Below are 19,020 nucleotides of genomic sequence, written 5' to 3'. Positions count from 1 at the left end.
ACCAATGAAACATACGATTACTGTTTTAATGACGCTAACCATTTTCTCAATTGTAAATGCGCAATCCTATAAAAGTGCATTTAGAACAGATATATGTGCTTGTCTAGAGGAAGAAAGTCTAAAACGAACACTTACGGATAATGGGTTTAAAGCTTGTTTACAAGAAACATTACCTAAATATGCCACGCAAATTGATGCACAAATTGTAGAAGAAGATATTGACAAAAAATTCTATAAAGGACAATTGGCCCGTAAAGACTTATTGGTTGCCATGCAGACTGAACTCATTTACAGTTGTGATGTTTACTACGAACATATCTATTTTATTCGAAACAGTAAAAAACTTATTGCAAGAGAGAATACTAAAGAAAGTGATTTAGAAAAGTACGATCAAATGGTGGCTTTAAGACCCAATGCTATGGCTTATTTTATGCGCGCTAAAGTTCAGTTCAACCTAGGAAATATTAAAGAAACCGAAGCAGACATTAATAAAAGTCTAGAGCTAAATGCCAATAAAAACAATGCAAAATCAACCAGACATGAATTGCTATTGTTGGCTTGGGTTTACGAGGAGCAAGAGCGTTATGCTGAAGCCATTGCACTATATGATAAAATTTATTTTGGAGATTTAGATACGCAAGTTGCACAATTACGAGCACTTGGGGATAAAAAAAATGGCGGTACAATGGCCAATATAGCGAAAACAGGAGCAATTGATACTGAAAAAGAAATTAAATCGTCAACAAGGCGAACGGAAAGCTTAGGAAATACATCTTCAAAACAAATTGAAAACAAAACCCTGGAATCGCACCGAAGTAAAACTGACCAACCAAAAGTTGAAGAAAAGACCGATTCGTCTTCGCTTCGAAAATTATTTAAAATGGGAAAGGGCTAACCATCTAAAGTTCTAATTATTTAATTCTAAAAAACTAACTACTCATGAAATCGAAGATTCACGTAAACAAAAAAAAATAATAAGTATGATGCGTAAAAAATTACTACTATGTTTATTCGCGATTGCTCTGATAAGTTGCGATGTTGAAGATGAAATTATTAACTTGCTTGGAGATGGTACCGTAAAAGCAGATATTAACGGACAGACAAAGGTATTTACATTTGGCCAAAATTCTGTTGCTGCTGCGATTACAAGTGGCGATTCTGGGCCTATTACGGTTTATGCTTTCGGATTGGCAGCATCGACTGATGGTGTGTCAGACAATTCAGAAACTACAGCTATAGGTGTTACGCTAATTATGGACAATCCCGATGTTATTATTGCTGGTGCATCATTTACCTTTCCGGCAGATGCTGTAGGTGGCACTTACACTTTTGAAGATGAAAATGGATCCACAACGATAGATGCGGACGAAACCGTAAGCGCAACATTAAGTATCGCAGAAGTGGATGTTCCAGGAGAAAGAATTTCAGGTACGTTTAGTTTTGTCACCATGGATCCAGATACTAATACAACTTACACAGTGGGAAATGGGAGTTTTACTAATATTCCGTTTTTCATTAATTAAAAACCATAACATTTAGTGTAATTTGATAAGAAAGTAAGGGCAATAACAACGGTTAAGAAACTAAAAATCAATAGTAGTTAAGTTAATAAATTGATTTTCAAGCCTGTAAGTAAATTTCGACTTAAATATTAACTGTTTGTCGTATTTATTTGCGCTTTGATTATTATTTGAGGTTCTTTATTATGCTCAAAATTAAATGGTTAGACTCCCTCTTCTACTTAGCTTATTTCCTGAAAAAGTTTTAAAAAAATTAATCAATCCATTCTATAATTATGAAAACCAATTTTCTTTTTACATTACTCTTTAGTTTATTTTTTTTGTCAACCGTACATTCCCAAAGGATGGGAGAGCCTGGTGTTTTAGGTGCAGGTCTTGCGTCTTCCTATCCAGCTTATGGTATCAGTGGTAAATATAACTTTACAGAACACCATACGGCACAAATAATTTTGGGTGGTGCTTCTTACGGTTATAGTGCTACTGGTTTTTCTTTTGGAGCCTCAGGAAGATACGTTTATAACTTTAACGTTCTTGGCGATTCTTTTTTCTTTAAGCCTTATGCTTATGCACAGGTCAGTTATTTTACCGTTAAATATGATTATTATTTTGGGACTTCCGATTCGTACAATACGCTTGGTTTCGGTCTAGGCGGTGGAGTGGAATGCGAAATTCCAAATTTTGTAGAAGGTTTGGCCTTTAGTGGAGAACTTGGATATATAGGTGGTGATTTCGGTAGCGGTATAGATAGTTTTGCAGGCCTTTCCTATGGTGCTAGTGTGCATTACTATTTTGATTTATAATTAGGAAACTTATTTTCATTTAGCATTTTAAATGATTAATTGTCTGAGACTTATGGTAATGTAATTAAAATATTGCTTATGAAATCATTATGCCAATTTTTAAGCCTTTATTAAAATCAATTACTAAAGCTAATAACTTATATAAATACCTAGAAATAGGTATTGTAACACTATTAAAAATACATTTTATTTAGCTGTTAATTAAACTTTTAAAACCAACAATTATGAAAACAAAACAATTATTTTTAGACATTGCAGTAGTGTTTACTGCATTTTTATTTTCCACACTGGCAAATTCCCAAACTACATGGAGAGTAAACAATCAATCCAATTATGATGGCGCTACGTTATTTGGTGAGAATTATGGTGGAACACCAAGTTTTCCCGTATTTAGTGAAATTGATGATGCTATTGCATATCCGAATGTAATTGATGGTGACACCTTGCATATAGAGGGCTCTACTTTGGTTTACGAAGATGCCACTATTACCAAACAGTTAGTAATTATAGGTCCTGGTTATTTTTTAGCCCAAAATGAAAATGTGTCTAATAACACCTATGATGCCAAACTGAGTAGAATTAATTTTAACAGCGGTTCAGAATTTTCACAAATTATTGGCATGAACATAATTAACGACGGATTAACAACACACGGAACGATTTATATAAATGTTAATGAGGTTACTGTTAAACGATGCAGAATTGAGCGTGACATTCAATTTGCAACACAATTATCAGGTGCTTACATTCTTCAAAATTTTTTTTCAAACATTTATAACACCAATGCTATAGTAAGTAATGGTTTGACGACTTTTATTCCTCCTCAAGATGTAATTTTCAATAATAATATTTGCCAAAAAAGACTCGTTTGGTCCAACAGTTCTTGGGGAACAGGTACATTATTGGAATGCAATAATAATATTTTCGACGGTCCAGAAAACGAATTAAATTTGGAATTCAATACTGGTTCATTTCAAAACAATATATTAAAAGCTCCAGGTATTACGGCTAATATAAATAGTGGCACTAATAATAATGTCCAATATAATACAGTGTCACTTTCTAGTGTATTTACAGGAACAACCGAAAACCTTTGGGTGCCAAGTATGGCAACCTTATTTGTGGCAGATGGTACAGCCGATGGTATTTATCAATTACAATCAGGTTCTACATTTAATGTGGTTGGTAGTGATGGTACTGAGCGCGGAGCTTTTGGAGGTATAGTTCCAGGCAACCGTTACAACCTTTCTGGGCTTGGCGCAATCCCTGTGGTTTACGAAGTAACTACAACAGGGGTTTCAGAAGCAGGAACAGGTTTGCCTGTAACCATCAAAGCAAGAACAAATAATTAATTTGTTATGAAACAGATTATTCTAACTGCCATTTATTTGGCAATAGCGATGCGTATAAATGCGCAATCCAATACGGTCCAAATAGAATATTTTTTAGATACGGATAACGGTTTTGGCATGAACACGGTTATGAATATTACATCGCCCGATATAGATGTAATCGAGACCATTTTAGCAGATATCCCTTCTTCTACAACTCTTGGATATCATAAACTCTATATTCGTACTAAAGATGAAAATGGGAACTGGAGTCATACTTTCAGAAGGCAAGTTCAAGTCTTTGCACCTGTTGTTGAGAAAAATATAGTTATGGGTGAGTATTTCATAGACCAAGACCCAATGTTTGGAGTGGCAACTACTTTTGATATCAACCCACAGGAGGGAGATATTGAGCAACAATTTGCGGCTCAAATACTTGAAACCGTTAGCTTGGGTTACCATAAGTTATACGGAAGGGTTCAGGATTCTTATGGGAATTGGAGTCATACATTCAGAAAAAACATAGAAGTGTATTTAAATCCAGATAGTAATCTGGTTGAAATTGAATATTTCACTGGTGATGATTTGGAATTTGGAAATAACTCAATTATTACTATTGACGTACCAGCAACAGATGGCACTTGGAGTTTTGATGTATTATCATATCCGTCTGGTGTCTATGAGGATATAAATGAAATGGATACACTTTTTGTAAGAGTAAAGGATTCAAACGGAAAATGGTCTATTACAACTACCCTTGATGAGATAAATTCTGGTTTAGGTATCGAAAACAATCTATACAAAACAGTAAGCGTTAACCCTAACCCATTTACCAATACCATTAACCTTGAAGTCTCTAAAAATATAGTATTCAGTAATATAGCGGTATTTGATATCACAGGCAGGGAAGTTTACACTTCAACAGAAGATCTAAGAACCATAAATTTACAAAATTTAGAAGCAGGAACTTACATCTTAAGCTTAGCATCCCAAAACGAAAAAGCAACATATAAAATTGTAAAACAATAATGAGTTGATTTTTTTTAAGTGTTGAAAAACCATCTCCAATCGAGATGGTTTTTTTATTTAAAGGCATTACTTTTGGAGAATGCTGCATTTTATAGACGTCATTCTACCAATTCCGCTTCAAAAAGCATTTACGTATCATATTACGGAAGCTGAAGCTGAATTCCTGAAACCTGGAATTCGTGTGGCTGTGCCTTTTGGTAAGAGTAAAATATATACGGCTTTAGTCTATAGCATTCATCAAAATCCTCCAACGGCTTATGATGCTAAAACCATTCATCAAATATTAGATGATGCTCCCGTAATCACAGAAATACAATTACAACATTGGGAATGGATTGCCGATTATTATATGTGTAGTGTGGGAGAAGTAATGAGAGCAGCCATGCCAAATGCCTTTTTATTGGAAAGTGAAACCATAATTTCTAAAAACGAAAAAATAAATATTAAAGATTCAGAATTAAAGGACGACGAGTTCTTAATTTATGAAGCGTTACAGCATCAATCGTCTTTAAAAATTAATGATGTTGTTTCCATTTTAGATAAAAAGCGCGTATTGCCAATTATCAATAATTTGGTAAAAAAAGGCGTTCTGAATTTACAGGAAGAACTTTACGAAAAATACACCCCAAAATTAGTGCGCTATGTAAAGTTACACCACAACCATAAATCCCAAGAAAAACTTCAGGAATTATTAGAGGAACTGAGTCGTGCGCCAAAACAGCGCGAAGTCGTATTGACCTTGTTTACTATGGAAGCTTCGTTAAAACAGCCCATAAAAGTTTCAGAATTAACGGAACGAAGTGGCGCCTCTTCTAGTATTGTTAAAACATTAATTGACAAGGCCATTTTAGAAGAATACCACATCCAAACCGATCGTATTCAATTCGAGGGTGAAGGTGATGCGGATGCCAAACATTTAAGCGAAGCACAGCAGCAAGCTTACAATGAGGTTACATCTATTTTTGAAGAAAAATCGGTTGCCTTATTACATGGCGTAACATCTTCTGGTAAAACAGAAATTTATGTGCAGCTGATTCAAAAACAACTGGAAATAGGAAAACAGGTATTATATCTGTTACCAGAAATTGCCTTGACCACTCAATTAGTGCAACGGCTTCAAGATTATTTTGGTGAGAAAGTGGCGGTATTTCATTCCCGATATTCAGGAAATGAAAGGGTAGAGGTTTGGCAAAATATGCTTTCGAATTCCGAAAAAGCCCAAGTCATTATTGGGGCACGTTCCTCACTATTGTTACCGTTTACAAATTTGGGATTAATTATCGTCGATGAAGAGCACGAGCAATCCTACAAACAATTCGATCCTGCACCACGTTACCATGCAAGGGATGCTGCCATCGTTTTGGCAAATTTATTCAAAGCAAAAACCCTTTTAGGGTCGGCAACACCAAGTCTGGAAAGTTATTTTAATGCCACTCAAGGTAAATATGGTTTGGTGGAATTAAACACACGCTACAACAATGTGCTTATGCCAGATATTGAATTGGTAGATTTAGCAGATAAGTACAAACGCAAACGTATGAAAGGTCATTTTAGCGACCGACTCATAGAAGAAATGACGCAAACTTTAGAAGAAGGTTTTCAGATTATATTGTTTCAAAATAGACGAGGATTTTCACCGATTATAGAATGTACCACTTGCGGTACATCACCTCAATGTCCCAATTGTGATGTGAGCTTAACTTATCATCAATATCGCGATCAATTGCGTTGTCATTATTGTGGTTATAATTCTGCCATGCTAAAAAGTTGTCAAGGTTGTGGTAATTCTACTTTAGATACCAAGGGTTTTGGAACCGAACAGATTGAAGAAGAAGTGAAAGTACTATTTCCTGAAAAGAAAGTCGCAAGAATGGATTTAGATACTACAAGGGGAAAGTACGGTTTCGAGAAAATTATAAACAGTTTTGAGCAACGTGAAGTTGATATTTTAGTGGGCACTCAAATGCTGACCAAGGGATTGGATTTTAGATTCGTAAAATTAGTGGGCATAATGAATGCAGATAACTTGCTCAACTTTCCGGATTTTAGAGCACACGAACGCAGTTATCAACTCATGGCACAAGTTTCTGGTAGAGCAGGACGAACGGATTTAAGAGGAAAAGTTTTGATTCAGACCTACAATCCGCATCATAATATTTTGCAACAAGTTTCTACAAATTCATACAAGGAAATGTTTGCCGAACAAATGAATGAACGCTACAATTATAAATATCCGCCAATTTTCAGATTAATAAAAATAACGTTCAAGCATAAGGATTATAATCGTGTGAATTTGGCAGCAGATTGGTACGCGAAATCTTTAAAGCAATTGTTTAAAGCCAATGTTTTAGGACCCGAATTTCCACCAGTATCTCGAATCCGAAATTTATACCATAAAAACATTTTAGTAAAGATTCCACAAAAACAATCCTTGGTAAAAACAAAAGAAGCCATTCAGAAAATAGATAATAGCTTTAATGCCGTAAAGGATTTTAGGTCGGTACGTGTGGTAATTAATGTGGATAATTATTAAATTCAAATACTAAAAAAACACCCCTAAAGTCCCCTCAAGGGGACAATCTATATGATAAACTTTTTATTATAGATTGAATATTGTTTCTAAATAAAATAAATTACACTGAAGAAACTTTAATAATTTTGATCAGTATTGTCCCCTTGAGGGGACTTTAGGGGTGTGAAAACTCAATAATTTGTTCGCTCATAAATTTCATTAAAACCAAAAAATCCCAAGCAAATGCTCAGGATTCTTTAAACTTATAATGTAATGCTTTATACATAGAGGTAATGTTCTACATATTATTTAAAGCATCAACTAATTGCGTCTTTTTATTTCGACTCAATGGAATTTCATAAGCTCCAACTTCAACATTTTTACTGTTAAATCGGTCAATTTTATCGAGGTTCACAATATAGGACTTGTGGATTCTTAAAAATTTACCTTCTGGTAACTCTTGTTCAAAAGCTTTCATCGTAGATAATACTACCAAGCTGTTTTCTTCTGTAACCACTTTTACGTAATCACCAAGGGCTTCAATCCATTTAATATCCTTAATATAAACTTTACGTTTTTTAAGGTTACTTTTTACAAAGATATGCTCACCATCAGTTTCGTTAAAGTCCAGTTTCAATTTGTGCTGCTCAATAGCTTTTTCTACGGCAGTATTAAAACGTTCTTTAGTGATTGGTTTCTGAAGATAATCGGTGGCATCGTAATTAAATGCTTTAAAAGCATACTCGGTTTTACCGGTAACAAAAATAATTTGGGGTTTGTTGTTGAGTACATCAAGTAATTCAAAACCGTTTAATACAGGCATCTCTATATCTAAGAAGATAAGATCTACTTTATGGGTATTAAGACCGTTTTTTGTTTCTAACGCACTACTGTACTCTGCAATAAGATTAAGTGAGGAATGATTCTCAATTAACTTAACTATAGAGAGGCGCTGAATCGCGGAATCATCAACAACTACACAGTTTAAAGTCATAACATTATATAATTTTAGGTTAAGATATCGACAATAGTACGATAAATTCGGTTAAAAAACAAATATTACCGACAAACCGTAAAATTTAACATAATTTTTAGGTAATAGAAACATTACTATTTTTACTTCTAAAAAACGTTGTCAAATATAGAATAAATGTGTATTTTTGCAGCCGTTTTAACAATAAACAAAATTATTTATTATGAATCATTATGAAACTGTTTTCATCTTAAATCCCGTTTTATCTGATGAACAGATAAAGGAGACAGTAAAGAAATACGAGGATATGCTCGTATCTAAAGGTGCTAAGATGATTGCCAAAGAAGATTGGGGACTAAAAAAGTTAGCTTACCCAATCCAAAACAAAAAGAGTGGTTTTTACCATTTATTTGAATACCAGGTTGCTGGTGAGGTTATAGAACCTTTAGAGCTAGAGTTTAGACGTGATGAGCGTTTTATGCGTTACTTAACTGTGAAATTAGACAAACATGCGATTTCATGGGCTGAGAGAAGAAGAGAAAAATTGAAAGTTAAAGCAAAAGCAAAAGCGTAATTATGTCATCAATAGAACAACAAGCAAAAGGAAAAAAAGACGGCGAAATTAGATATTTAACACCGTTAAATATTGAGACGTCTAAGACTAAAAAATATTGTCGTTTTCAAAAATCTGGAATCAAGTATGTCGATTATAAAGATGCAGATTGGTTATTAGGTTTTGTAAACGAACAAGGTAAATTATTGCCAAGACGTTTAACAGGAACGTCTTTAAAGTATCAAAGAAAAGTATCTGTGGCCGTAAAAAGAGCTAGACATTTAGCCTTAATGCCATATGTTGCTGATTTATTAAAATAAAATATCATAACAATGGAACTTATATTAAAACAAGACGTTGATAATTTAGGATTTAAAGACGATATTGTATCTGTTAAGAACGGTTATGGTAGAAACTTTTTAATTCCTCAAGGACAAGCCGTTATGGCTACATCTTCTGCTAAAAAAGTATTGGCAGAGACGTTAAAGCAAAGAGAATACAAAGAAAAAACTATTATCGCTGAGGCTGAAAAAACTGCTGAAGCTTTAAAAGGTTTAGATATTAAAATTACCGCTAAAGCTGGTACAGGTGCTACTGCTGGAGACAAGTTATTTGGTTCTATTACCAAGTTGGATTTGGCTGCTGCTCTTAAAGACGCTGGTCACGAAGTTGACAAGAAATTTATCGCTATCACAGGTGGTAACATTAAGCGTTTAGGTCAGTACGAAGCTACAATTAGATTACACAGATCTGTAACAGAGAATTTAACTTTTGATGTTATTGCTGAAGCGTAATCTTAATTAAGATAATTTTTAAAAGCCGTTTAGTTTTCTAAGCGGTTTTTTTATTAAACTTTTTTTAAAAAGATATAATTTAGGTTACAGATACAATCCTTTATGTCTGCTAAACCTGAACAAGTTTTTAAAGTTCCCCAAATGAAACATTTGCTTTTAATTATTACACTTTGTGCTATTGTTGGTTGTAAACAATCAAAACCACAACACACATCGACCGAAGTTCAAGAGTCCAAACTAATTGAGCTATTCAAGCCTTCACGGTCCGATTATCCAAATATTAGTGTACATCGTGGCGGCAAAGGACTAGTTAATTATCCTGAAAATTGTTTAGAAACTCTAGAGTATATTAATGATAGTATCTTTGCAATCTACGAAGTTGATGTCGCACAAACTAAAGATGGTCAACTCGTATTGTTACACGATAATTCAATTGATAGAACCACAGCAGGAAACGGAAAAGTAAGCGACTTAACTTATAATGAATTGAAGCAGTTTAATTTACTGGATGATTTCGGAAATGAAACTGAGTTTAAAGTTCCGTTATTTTCGGAAGTATTAGCATGGTGTAAAAAAAACAATGTTATTTTAACCATAGATATCAAAAAAAGCGTGAGTCAGGAAACGGTTATAAATACAATTAGGGAAGCAAAAGCGGAAGATATCAGTATCATCATTACCTATGATATTAAACAGGCAAAATCGGCTTATAAATTAGCACCAGAGTTATTAATTTCTGTTGCAGCGAGAAATAATGATGAATTTGACCGACTCTTAAAATCAGGAATTCCAACGCAAAATATGTTAGCGTTTACAGGGACACGGTTATCAGAAGCGTCACTTTTTAAGCGATTACATCATAACAATGTGGTGTGTATGCTAGGAACTTTAGGCAACTTAGATAAACGTGCAGAAGCTAGGGGAGACAAGTTATACCGCAAATGGAAAACCAATGGTGCTGACATTATAGCAACCGATAGGCCATTCGAAGCTTTCAAAGCCATAAATTAATTTTAAAAAGAATAATTTACTAAACATGAAATATTCAAGATTAACAAAAGAACAATTTGAAGAATTACACAAAGAATTCATCAATTTTTTAGCCACACAATCTATTACAGCTGATGAGTGGGAAGACATAAAGAAGAACAAACCAGAAGTAGCTGAACAAGAATTAGACGTATTCAGCGATTTAGTTTGGCTCGGTGTTTTGGGCAAGGTTGAGTATTTAGAACATATTTCGCCACAACAAATCCATCTTTTTCAATGCAATGAAAAACACATGCGATTAATTGCCTTAAGAATAGATAAAGAAACCGTGGATTTGACAACCAAAGAAGGTTTCAATTGGTTACGGGATAATTTGCTGTCGGATTCCGTTGAATTCTTCAATGCGAAAAAAGAGTATTCAGATGATAAGCATTTAGATATTTTCAAAATGATCCAATCTGGCGCAAATATCACTAAAGGCGAGTTGTTTGAGTATTTTGCTAATTTAGTAAAAGGGTAAAGAAAAGAGAAAGAAGATTGGGAAAAGACGGAAGACGAAAGACGGAAGACGGAAAATAAGTGAAAATCTTTCGGATTTATACGGCTTCAAGTAAAAATTCAAGTCCTATATCAATGTTTCATTGACCTTTGAAATGGAGAATATAAAAATAAAATCGTTAAGAATTTTTGAAGCCTTGGAGAAAATTTAGATTTTATTTTTAGTTTTTATTCCTTTTAAGGGATAGAAAATTCCTCATTTCAAAATGATTTTTTGGTTCGTTTTGTATCAACACAAAATGAACATTGAAAATGATAAAATTAAGTCTATTTAAGTTTGTAGAATTAAATTAATAACTTTTACTATTGCACAATAATTAATTAAATCTGGAATAGTACTGGAATTTGATCATCAATAGTCTTGCCTGCATGGTTGTAAAGTTTAGTAAAGCTAAAAGGAATTTGTTAGCAATAATTCGGATAAAATATTTTCAATATATTTGAAATCAAATAATTAAATGAATTGATATAAAGAGTATTTCGATAATGATATTTATGTTATTGGTTTTTTCAGGATTGTCAGCACAAGACAAAAGTTATAAACTTGATGAAAACGAGAGTGTCTATTTTGAAGAAATTCTCGAATTTGAAGGTATGTCAAGTAAAGAACTGCATAAAAGGCTAATAAAAACATTAAAAATATCAGATTACTCTTTATTGTATCAAGATGAAACGAGATATATGCCGTTGGTAAATTTGAAGTGCGTTTAAGAAAACACGCATTAGTAGATTCCTTTTTCCAAAGAAATTCTTGTTATTCATATCGCAAACTCTCAATAGGATCTAATCGAGCAGCTTTAGTAGCAGGATAAAGCCCAGAAACCACAGCCACAATAAAGGCAATACTCGTCGCCCAAATCATCGCGACCCAAGGTGTGGAAAATTCAAGATCAAAGCCTTTGGCAACGGCCAGACCAATTAAAATCCCTAGAATAGTCCCTAAAATACCGCCAAGTTGACCTATAATTATGGTTTCCATAAAAAATTGAAATGCTATGGTCTTGCTCTTCGCGCCAAGTGCTTTACGGACGCCAATTTCCCTTGTACGTTCGCTTACCGAAACCAGCATAATATTCATTAAGGCAATGGTAGAACCAAAAATGGTAATAATACTAATAATCCAAGCTGCCACATAAAGTGCTGCCGTATTTTGCGCGACTTGGTTGAGCAAATCTTCACTACGCTCAATACCAAAATCATTATCTTCAATAGGATTGAGACCTCTAATATTTCGAAACGTTAAGATGGCATCTTCTTGTGCAGCTTCCAGCATATCAGTCTTATCCACTTTTACACTTAAGCTGTAATTAATATTAGGATTGGTAAACATGGAACGTGCTTTTTGAATAGGCATAAACACACGCAAATCTTGATTGTTCCCAAACGTCGAACCCTTTTCCTTCAACACGCCAACCACCTTAAATTTAGCGCCACGAATACTTATGGTTTTTCCAACCGGATTCTCAACAGGAAACAGTGCTTTTTGCAAATCACTACCAATGACACAAACGGCATTGCTATTATCAACATCAAATACATTTAGAGAACGACCGTTTTCAATTTCCAATCCTGAGTTTTCAATGTAAAATTCATTAACTCCAAAAACACCAACTTCAGGATCTGTTTTTTTGTTTTCATACTTTACTTCGGCAGTCATTGTTCCCGTGAAAGACACAGCCACTTTTGTAAACGGAAAATTATAATTGTCCTCAAAATCCTTCACATTTCGATAATCGATTACAGGATTAATTTTTTGGCGCTCTCGACTGCTCTGGCGTTGGTTTGTGAATTCGTAACGTTGAACATTAAAAGTATTGGAACCCATGGAAGAGAAGTTACTGGTAATCGTGTTTTCTAAAGCAGATACACCACTCAAAATGCCGACCAAAGCCATAATACCAATGGCGATAATTAAAATCGTTAAAATGGTACGTAGCAATTGGCTTTTTATAGAATCGAAGGCAATTCTAATATTTTCTCTAGCTAATGAAAACATAGTTTTATTTCAAGTTTGTTGGGTGGTTTAAAACATAAGACTACCTAAACACGATAAAGTTACTATAAAATCCAATTATCTTAGTCAGACCTCTAAAAATTATAATATTTTTGTGACCAAATAATAGAAACCCAGAGTTTCTGCGCTCAGTATGACAGTTGAGTTCAATTTTTAACTAAAGTTTCATTAATAAGATTCCTGCCTTCGCAGGAAATAATATGGCACAAAAACCAAGCATACCAAAAGGCACAAGAGATTTTAACGCAGAAGAAGTGGCAAAGCGTTCTTATATCATGGAAACGATTAAGGAACAGTTTCAGGTCTATGGATTTCAACCTATTGAAACACCAAGCTTTGAAAACTCTGACACCTTAATGGGAAAATATGGAGATGAAGGTGATCGGTTGATTTTTAAGATTTTGAATAGTGGTGAATATTTTGATGATGTAAGAAAAGGAATTGATACTGCAATAAGAGGTGGTGAAGTCTTTTATCGTGCAATCTCAGAAAAAGAAGAAGATAGAACTGAATGGAATTCTAGAAACTCTAGGTTTGAATTTGTAGAAAAGTTTAAGGACGCAATAAAGTCTGAAGGTAATAATAAGCTTTTAAATAACTTACCTTCTGATGAGGTGTTACAAAATGTGTTTTCCCTAATTCATGCTAGTTATAAAGAAATAGATGAAGAAGAAAGAAATAGGTCCTTGGGTATGATTTATGCTAACCAACTTTTGAATATCAAATCTAAAGATGTAACTTCTATAATCTCAGAAAAAGCCCTGCGTTACGACCTCACAGTCCCTTTCGCTCGCTACGTTGTCCAACACCAAAACGAAATTGAATTCCCATTCAAGCGCTACCAAATTCAACCGGTTTGGCGTGCAGACCGTCCGCAAAAAGGACGTTTTAGAGAGTTTTTTCAATGTGATGCTGATGTGGTCGGTTCAAAATCCTTGTTTCAAGAAGTGGAATTTGTTCAGCTTTATGATGCGGTGTTTTCAGCTTTAAAATTAGAAGGGGTGACCATCAAAATCAACAATCGTAAAATCCTTTCTGGCATCGCCGAAGTGATTGGTGCACAAGATAAATTGATTGATTTTACGGTCGCTTTAGATAAATTGGATAAAATAGGCGAGGAGAAGGTAAAAGAAGAAATGCGAAGCAAAGGTATTTCCGAAGAAGGTATTTCTAAGCTTCAACCGTTATTTACACTTAAAGGAGATTTTACAAACCAAATTGAAAGTCTAAAAGGAATTCTGGGTTCATCTGAAATTGGGTTAAAAGGCATCGAAGAGCTCGAATTTATAAATACGGCAATTTCAACATTAAAACTTAAAACAGCAACCTTACAACTAGACGTGACTTTAGCAAGAGGTCTAAACTATTATACTGGTGCCATTTTTGAAGTCTCAGCACCAGAAGGTGTAAAAATGGGCTCTATTGGTGGAGGCGGTCGCTATGATGATTTGACCGGAATCTTTGGTCTCAATGATATGAGTGGCGTTGGAATCAGTTTTGGACTGGACCGTATTTATTTGGTTTTGGAAGAGTTGGATTTATTTCCAGCAACCATAGCAGAATCAACTAAAGTGATCTTTATCAATTTTGGAGAGAAAGAAGCGATGGCCTGTTTGCAAGCCGTTACAAAATTGAGACAAGCAGGTGTCAAAGCAGAATTATATCCGGATGCAGCTAAAATGAAAAAACAGATGAATTACGCGAACCGTCGTAACATTCCGTTTGTGGTTTTGGTTGGAGAAGAGGAACTGAAATCTGGTGTCTTTACTTTAAAGAATATGGCTTCAGGCGAACAACATAAAGTTGAGTTTCCTGCGTTGGTGGAATTGTTGGGGAATTAGGTTTTTAGAGATGAGAGGTGAGAGGTGAGAAAGTACAAACCGAAGACTAATATCTAGACGCTATCTAAAAGCTATAACACAAACTGAAAACTGCCAACTGAACATTGAACACTTAAGACTGAAAACTAAGGACTAAAACATCTCCAATAAAGAAAGTCTCAGCAAATATGAGAAACTGAGACTTTCTAATCACTAACTAAAAACAATCAACTAATTCATTTTACCAATTTAAAGTTTAATTGGTAGCATTATCTTTTTACTTATGGCAGCATCCGTTGCGGTTTGTAATTTGATGATATATGTTCCTGCACTGAGATTATGTATTTTGTATTCTGAGTAATTACGTTGTTCTAGCTTATCAATTCTGTAAACGGATTGACCTAACATATTGAACAAAGTCATGGATTTAAGATCAACTTGATTAGGATTAACCACTACAATTTTTTCAAGGCTATTAGAATACAATACATCAATGCTATTTGAAGTTTGGTCTTCGATACCTAATATGTCTTCAGACGTACCGAATGTAATTTCAAAGCGATTATGATATTGACCGGCATTTAAGAAAATATCATAATTACTCGCTCTTAAGTCATGATAGAGGTCTAAATCGATGTCGTGTAAATAAACATTCAGATCATCAGGCACGTGCTCTAACGCTTCAAGCATTATGGTGTTGGTGCCATCGCTGTCCGATTTAAGTCCTAAAGGATAAACCGTAGAAATTTCGGCTTCATTACTCGCTTGAATTATATAAGCGTCATCGTTTATGAGCCAATACATGTCATCAATTTGGTTTTCATTTATTTCACCATCATAAGCCCAGTCGACATCTGGTGTGGTATTTTCATCTATGGTTAATAAAAGTTGGCGACGAATGGTATTAACAGACTTGAATCCTATTCTGAATTTCATTCTAAGGTCTTCTTCTAAAGGTTGGTCTTCGGAGTCTTCACTGTTTTCAGAAGTCGGATTCACAGAATTACGCATAAATACTGAAGAACTATTTTCTCTTTTGAAAACACGTTGTCTATTGTTGAAATTTATAACGCCTGAGTCATTTCCAGTAACAAAGAAGCCTTGACCAACAGGAATATAGCGTCCTGGTCGTTTTGTTAGAAAGCCGTCTGCTGCATCATTTGGGTTGAGGCTACTTTTGTAAGCTGCCTTTACAGCGCCAGATAAGTTATATGTGGAATAACCACCTTGGTAATCTTGTAGCATATGCGATCCTCCGCCCCAATGTTCCCAGAAATAAAGTGTACCACTAATTAAAGGCGTAGAACCTGCTAAGGGTCTGTTGTCGTAGCCCAATTCCGGACCATTATCTTTAATAAATTGATCCGCATCTATAGCAGATGGATAAGGGTTTCCAACCAGATAATCACTATCCGTTGCCAAGGTGAGATTGATATCGCCATTATTTGGTAGGCCTTCAAAAACGTAATTTTGATGTTCTCCTATACCGCCTGTTCCTGGACCTTTCATGGTATAGCCTTCTCCAGGAAGAATGGTTCCTGTTCGTCTTAAATGTTGCCAAGCTGAATAGGTTCCTGCTGGAAAATTAGCATATTTCCAAATCCAATAATCTGCAATCTTTATTGGTGTGGTAGCGGATCCATTATATCCTGAAGATGAAAAGTTAATATCAACAGGGTTATCAGGCTCTGAACCGTCTCTCATCACATCCCTAATCCGAAAATTATCGGAAGTTGAATTTTGAATTTTTACGGGAGAAGACCAATAATTATATGTAAAAGTATCTGCAGTGCCTTGCTGGTCGCATTCAATTTTACCAATGCTTGTAGGTTCTAGGATGCTATCGTCGCATTGTACCAATTGTGATTCCCCTTCGAGATCAATAAAACCATCAAGTTTTAAATACCAAGACACATTAAGTTCAGAGTCATTAGTAACATGATATTCTATAGGATTGGAATTGGTATCGATTTCATTTACAAATAAACCTAAATGCTTTTGTCTGGAATCGAAAGAAACATCATTGTGCACAATCCTAACAATAGACCAATCGTAGGTCACAGCATCATTTCCATTAACACCGTTTGCTGAATTGGTTAATGCTGTTTGAAGATTCCCACTACGTTGTGTAATAAATGGCATTGGTGCGGATTGTGGCTCAATTTGAGTGAGATCCATATTGTGAAGGGTTGCTCCTGTAAAAAAATCAATGTCTGGTGTGGTTAAGTTATCGGTTATATTTCCTCTATAACTATCTAGACGATAGTATTTAATAAGATTGGACCAAGACAGATTATTGATGTCTCTTGGGATTTCTGTACCGCGAACGTCTCCATTGTTTTCAATTTCTTGATATACGATTTTTTGAATGTCGTCACTTGTAAGTGCTTTGTTAAAAAGTCGTACTTCATCCATATGACCTTTAAAATGCCAATAATCCAATCCATAATGTTTTCTACCAAGATAAAAAGGTGTGGAATCGGTAACTAAAGCTCCATCGATAGTTGTGCTGTTGACTTCTTTTCCATTAATGTAAAGTTTAAGACTATTTGATGAGTCACTATAAGTGGCACCAATATGAATCCATTGACTTGTGGGTAAGGTGATATTGTGTAATAAACTTGTGTTATTTGCTTTGATCAATAAACGTCTATTACCCCGTATTCTAAAGGAGAAATTGTCTTGTCCAAATAGAATTTGATTTCCCAAACCTGTTCGATCAATTTTTATCCATCCCATTAGCGAAACTTCTGTTAATCCGCTTAGTAATGATTCATCTTCAACATAATCATCAATGCCGTCAAAATAAAGCTGGAATTTTCCGTCTAAAGTGGTGCTTGAATCAAACCTGTTTGAAGCATCAGTGGTGTTAAAAAAGTTTTGTGCAAACGAGAAGCTTGTAAACAAAAAGAATACACCATAAAATATATACAGTCTTTGAGCATGGTTGGTTAAAGCTCTCATAAGTAGGTTTTTTTAGTTTGGGACTAAATTACCCGACAAACATATATAAATTATCTATAAAATGCAAATAAATCGGATTAAATGTAATTTTTTGTAAATATTTATAGTTTGGTATACACCAATCAACCGATATCAGTAATCAATGATTTGTATGATCAAACAAATAATTTTAGTAAGAAGTTAAAATTGGTATTGTTTTCAGTGGCTGTTTGGAAGTAAGTTTATGAATCTTCTTTGTTTTCGGTATTATCATTTTCCGATGTGCCCACGACCTCGTTTTTAAAGGCCACAATATTTTCAATGGCTTTACCTTTTACTAACCAAGACACGCCAAAAGCAAAGACAGCAACAGTTTCGAAAATAAAAACATAATAATTGTTAATGAAAAAATCAATATGTAATTTTTCCAGAATAACACCAACTATAATAAGTGCCACAGCGATAAAAACGATAGTTCCGCAACGTCTGTATAGGGTGTTGAATTTGGTGTTACGCCCTCTGGTAAATTTATATTTCGACATCCAACCCATACAGAAGATAAAAACACCTGCACTTACCAAGTGAATAGTGCCTAAGGTTGGATTGTTGTGACCAAAAAGCGGTAAATTCTCATTTTCACAAAGTAATGAAATGTAAGTGCTCATACTCTCCTCGCAAACGGTAGGTATGAAAACGACAATTAAAGCGGCAAATCCGCCGATGTTGGTTAAAAAGTCATCACTAATAGTTTCGGTTTCAATATCCTTTTTATAGCCTTTATAAGAAATTAGGAACAAACCAAAAGCCGAAAGAATAATTATAAATAACAACGAGGATAATGTTGAATAGTAATAATGACTAATGGAAGCTAAAAATTGATTTGAAGCTATAGGAAGCAAAATAGGAAGCGCCAAACCTAACGAACCAATAAGCTTGCGAATTCTATAATCGGAATGCTGAAGATCTTGAATAGGCATTATTTTAAGTTTTAATTGGTTAACTAAGTCTGGATTATTACTGTTCTAAAGGTATCAAAATACCTAGTATTAGGTATTTTAAAACTGGATTTAAAATAGGTAATTTACAAAATCATCTACTTTTTTGAGTTGTAATGTGCAATTCAAGGAGTATAAGTATAATCTTATCGAAAAGATAAAAAATTCAAGATTAGATTAACAAGAAT

General features: G+C 34.4%; 16 protein-coding genes. 12 read left to right on the top strand and 4 right to left on the bottom strand.

Features of this window, described 5'->3' with window-relative positions; all coding sequences use genetic code 11:
* Positions 1 to 4 precede the first annotated feature (4 nt).
* From HM990_RS11410 to priA, 6 genes are all read left to right on the top strand, one after another.
* The gene (locus HM990_RS11410; RefSeq protein ID WP_178989059.1) at positions 5 to 895 is read left to right on the top strand and encodes a tetratricopeptide repeat protein; all 891 of its coding nucleotides are present in this window, start codon (positions 5 to 7) and stop codon (positions 893 to 895) included.
* An 85-nt stretch (positions 896 to 980) separates the two neighbouring features.
* Entirely contained in the window at positions 981 to 1,523 is a 543-nt protein-coding gene (locus tag HM990_RS11405; RefSeq protein WP_178989058.1) for a hypothetical protein, read from the top strand.
* Between the two features lie 272 nt (positions 1,524 to 1,795).
* Positions 1,796 to 2,320: a hypothetical protein gene (locus HM990_RS11400; protein WP_178989057.1), complete on the top strand. Its 525-nt coding sequence runs from the start codon at positions 1,796 to 1,798 to the stop codon at positions 2,318 to 2,320.
* A 224-nt stretch (positions 2,321 to 2,544) separates the two neighbouring features.
* Complete coding sequence (locus HM990_RS11395; protein ID WP_178989056.1) at positions 2,545 to 3,672, top strand: hypothetical protein; 1,128 nt, start codon at positions 2,545 to 2,547, stop codon at positions 3,670 to 3,672.
* A gap of 6 nt (positions 3,673 to 3,678) precedes the next feature.
* Positions 3,679 to 4,680, top strand: a complete 1,002-nt coding sequence (locus HM990_RS11390; protein WP_178989055.1) for a T9SS type A sorting domain-containing protein — start codon at positions 3,679 to 3,681, stop codon at positions 4,678 to 4,680.
* A gap of 79 nt (positions 4,681 to 4,759) precedes the next feature.
* On the top strand, positions 4,760 to 7,213 hold the full coding sequence (gene priA, locus HM990_RS11385) for a replication restart helicase PriA (protein WP_178989054.1): 2,454 nt from the start codon (positions 4,760 to 4,762) through the stop codon (positions 7,211 to 7,213).
* Between the two features lie 277 nt (positions 7,214 to 7,490).
* Here priA and HM990_RS11380 read toward each other — a convergent pair whose 3' ends face one another.
* Positions 7,491 to 8,186: a LytR/AlgR family response regulator transcription factor gene (locus tag HM990_RS11380; RefSeq protein WP_008271090.1), complete on the bottom strand. Its 696-nt coding sequence runs from the start codon at positions 8,184 to 8,186 to the stop codon at positions 7,491 to 7,493.
* A 202-nt stretch (positions 8,187 to 8,388) separates the two neighbouring features.
* Between HM990_RS11380 and rpsF the strand changes: the two genes are divergently transcribed.
* The 5 genes from rpsF to HM990_RS11355 all read left to right on the top strand — a co-directional run bounded on the left by rpsF (position 8,389) and on the right by HM990_RS11355 (position 11,022).
* Complete coding sequence (gene rpsF, locus HM990_RS11375; protein ID WP_178989053.1) at positions 8,389 to 8,739, top strand: 30S ribosomal protein S6; 351 nt, start codon at positions 8,389 to 8,391, stop codon at positions 8,737 to 8,739.
* The gene (rpsR, locus tag HM990_RS11370) at positions 8,739 to 9,038 is read left to right on the top strand and encodes a 30S ribosomal protein S18 (RefSeq protein WP_173280593.1); all 300 of its coding nucleotides are present in this window, start codon (positions 8,739 to 8,741) and stop codon (positions 9,036 to 9,038) included. The genes rpsF and rpsR overlap by 1 nt, the downstream gene beginning before the upstream one ends.
* 12 nt (positions 9,039 to 9,050) lie before the next feature.
* Positions 9,051 to 9,512 (top strand): 50S ribosomal protein L9, encoded by a 462-nt coding sequence (gene rplI / locus HM990_RS11365; RefSeq protein WP_178989052.1) that lies wholly within the window; start codon positions 9,051 to 9,053, stop codon positions 9,510 to 9,512.
* 141 nt (positions 9,513 to 9,653) lie between these two features.
* Complete coding sequence (locus HM990_RS11360; protein WP_178989051.1) at positions 9,654 to 10,523, top strand: glycerophosphodiester phosphodiesterase family protein; 870 nt, start codon at positions 9,654 to 9,656, stop codon at positions 10,521 to 10,523.
* Positions 10,524 to 10,548: 25 nt separating this feature from the next.
* Positions 10,549 to 11,022, top strand: a complete 474-nt coding sequence (locus HM990_RS11355) for a DUF6495 family protein (protein WP_178989050.1) — start codon at positions 10,549 to 10,551, stop codon at positions 11,020 to 11,022.
* Between the two features lie 792 nt (positions 11,023 to 11,814).
* Here HM990_RS11355 and HM990_RS11350 read toward each other — a convergent pair.
* Entirely contained in the window at positions 11,815 to 13,056 is a 1,242-nt protein-coding gene (locus HM990_RS11350) for an ABC transporter permease (protein ID WP_178989049.1), read from the bottom strand.
* Between the two features lie 218 nt (positions 13,057 to 13,274).
* On the opposite strand from HM990_RS11350, the gene hisS reads away from it, so the two are divergent.
* Positions 13,275 to 14,915 carry a histidine--tRNA ligase gene (gene hisS / locus HM990_RS11345; protein WP_178989048.1) on the top strand — a complete coding sequence of 547 codons (1,641 nt, stop codon included), beginning with the start codon at positions 13,275 to 13,277 and terminating at the stop codon, positions 14,913 to 14,915.
* 228 nt (positions 14,916 to 15,143) lie between these two features.
* Here hisS and HM990_RS11340 read toward each other — a convergent pair whose 3' ends face one another.
* Both HM990_RS11340 and HM990_RS11335 read right to left on the bottom strand, forming a co-directional pair.
* Positions 15,144 to 17,858, bottom strand: coding sequence for a LamG-like jellyroll fold domain-containing protein (locus HM990_RS11340; protein ID WP_178989047.1), 2,715 nt, complete (start codon positions 17,856 to 17,858; stop codon positions 15,144 to 15,146).
* A gap of 221 nt (positions 17,859 to 18,079) precedes the next feature.
* Entirely contained in the window at positions 18,080 to 18,814 is a 735-nt protein-coding gene (locus tag HM990_RS11335; RefSeq protein ID WP_178989046.1) for a hypothetical protein, read from the bottom strand.
* Positions 18,815 to 19,020: the final 206 nt, after the last annotated feature.

The sequence above is a fragment of the Winogradskyella schleiferi genome, from assembly GCF_013394655.1.
Taxonomy (GTDB): Bacteria; Bacteroidota; Bacteroidia; order Flavobacteriales; family Flavobacteriaceae; genus Winogradskyella; species Winogradskyella schleiferi.
This window is presented reverse-complemented; position numbering and strand designations above follow the sequence as displayed.

Coding starts and splice junctions, on each gene's coding strand:
- priA (WP_178989054.1), top strand. CDS start 4,760: ATGCTGCATTTTATAGACGTCATTCTACCAATTCCGCTTCAAAAAGCA.
- HM990_RS11400 (WP_178989057.1), top strand. CDS start 1,796: ATGAAAACCAATTTTCTTTTTACATTACTCTTTAGTTTATTTTTTTTG.
- rplI (WP_178989052.1), top strand. CDS start 9,051: ATGGAACTTATATTAAAACAAGACGTTGATAATTTAGGATTTAAAGAC.
- HM990_RS11405 (WP_178989058.1), top strand. CDS start 981: ATGATGCGTAAAAAATTACTACTATGTTTATTCGCGATTGCTCTGATA.
- HM990_RS11380 (WP_008271090.1), bottom strand. CDS start 8,186: ATGACTTTAAACTGTGTAGTTGTTGATGATTCCGCGATTCAGCGCCTC.
- HM990_RS11335 (WP_178989046.1), bottom strand. CDS start 18,814: ATGCCTATTCAAGATCTTCAGCATTCCGATTATAGAATTCGCAAGCTT.
- rpsF (WP_178989053.1), top strand. CDS start 8,389: ATGAATCATTATGAAACTGTTTTCATCTTAAATCCCGTTTTATCTGAT.
- HM990_RS11355 (WP_178989050.1), top strand. CDS start 10,549: ATGAAATATTCAAGATTAACAAAAGAACAATTTGAAGAATTACACAAA.
- HM990_RS11360 (WP_178989051.1), top strand. CDS start 9,654: ATGAAACATTTGCTTTTAATTATTACACTTTGTGCTATTGTTGGTTGT.
- hisS (WP_178989048.1), top strand. CDS start 13,275: ATGGCACAAAAACCAAGCATACCAAAAGGCACAAGAGATTTTAACGCA.
- HM990_RS11340 (WP_178989047.1), bottom strand. CDS start 17,858: ATGAGAGCTTTAACCAACCATGCTCAAAGACTGTATATATTTTATGGT.
- HM990_RS11390 (WP_178989055.1), top strand. CDS start 3,679: ATGAAACAGATTATTCTAACTGCCATTTATTTGGCAATAGCGATGCGT.
- HM990_RS11395 (WP_178989056.1), top strand. CDS start 2,545: ATGAAAACAAAACAATTATTTTTAGACATTGCAGTAGTGTTTACTGCA.
- HM990_RS11350 (WP_178989049.1), bottom strand. CDS start 13,056: ATGTTTTCATTAGCTAGAGAAAATATTAGAATTGCCTTCGATTCTATA.
- HM990_RS11410 (WP_178989059.1), top strand. CDS start 5: ATGAAACATACGATTACTGTTTTAATGACGCTAACCATTTTCTCAATT.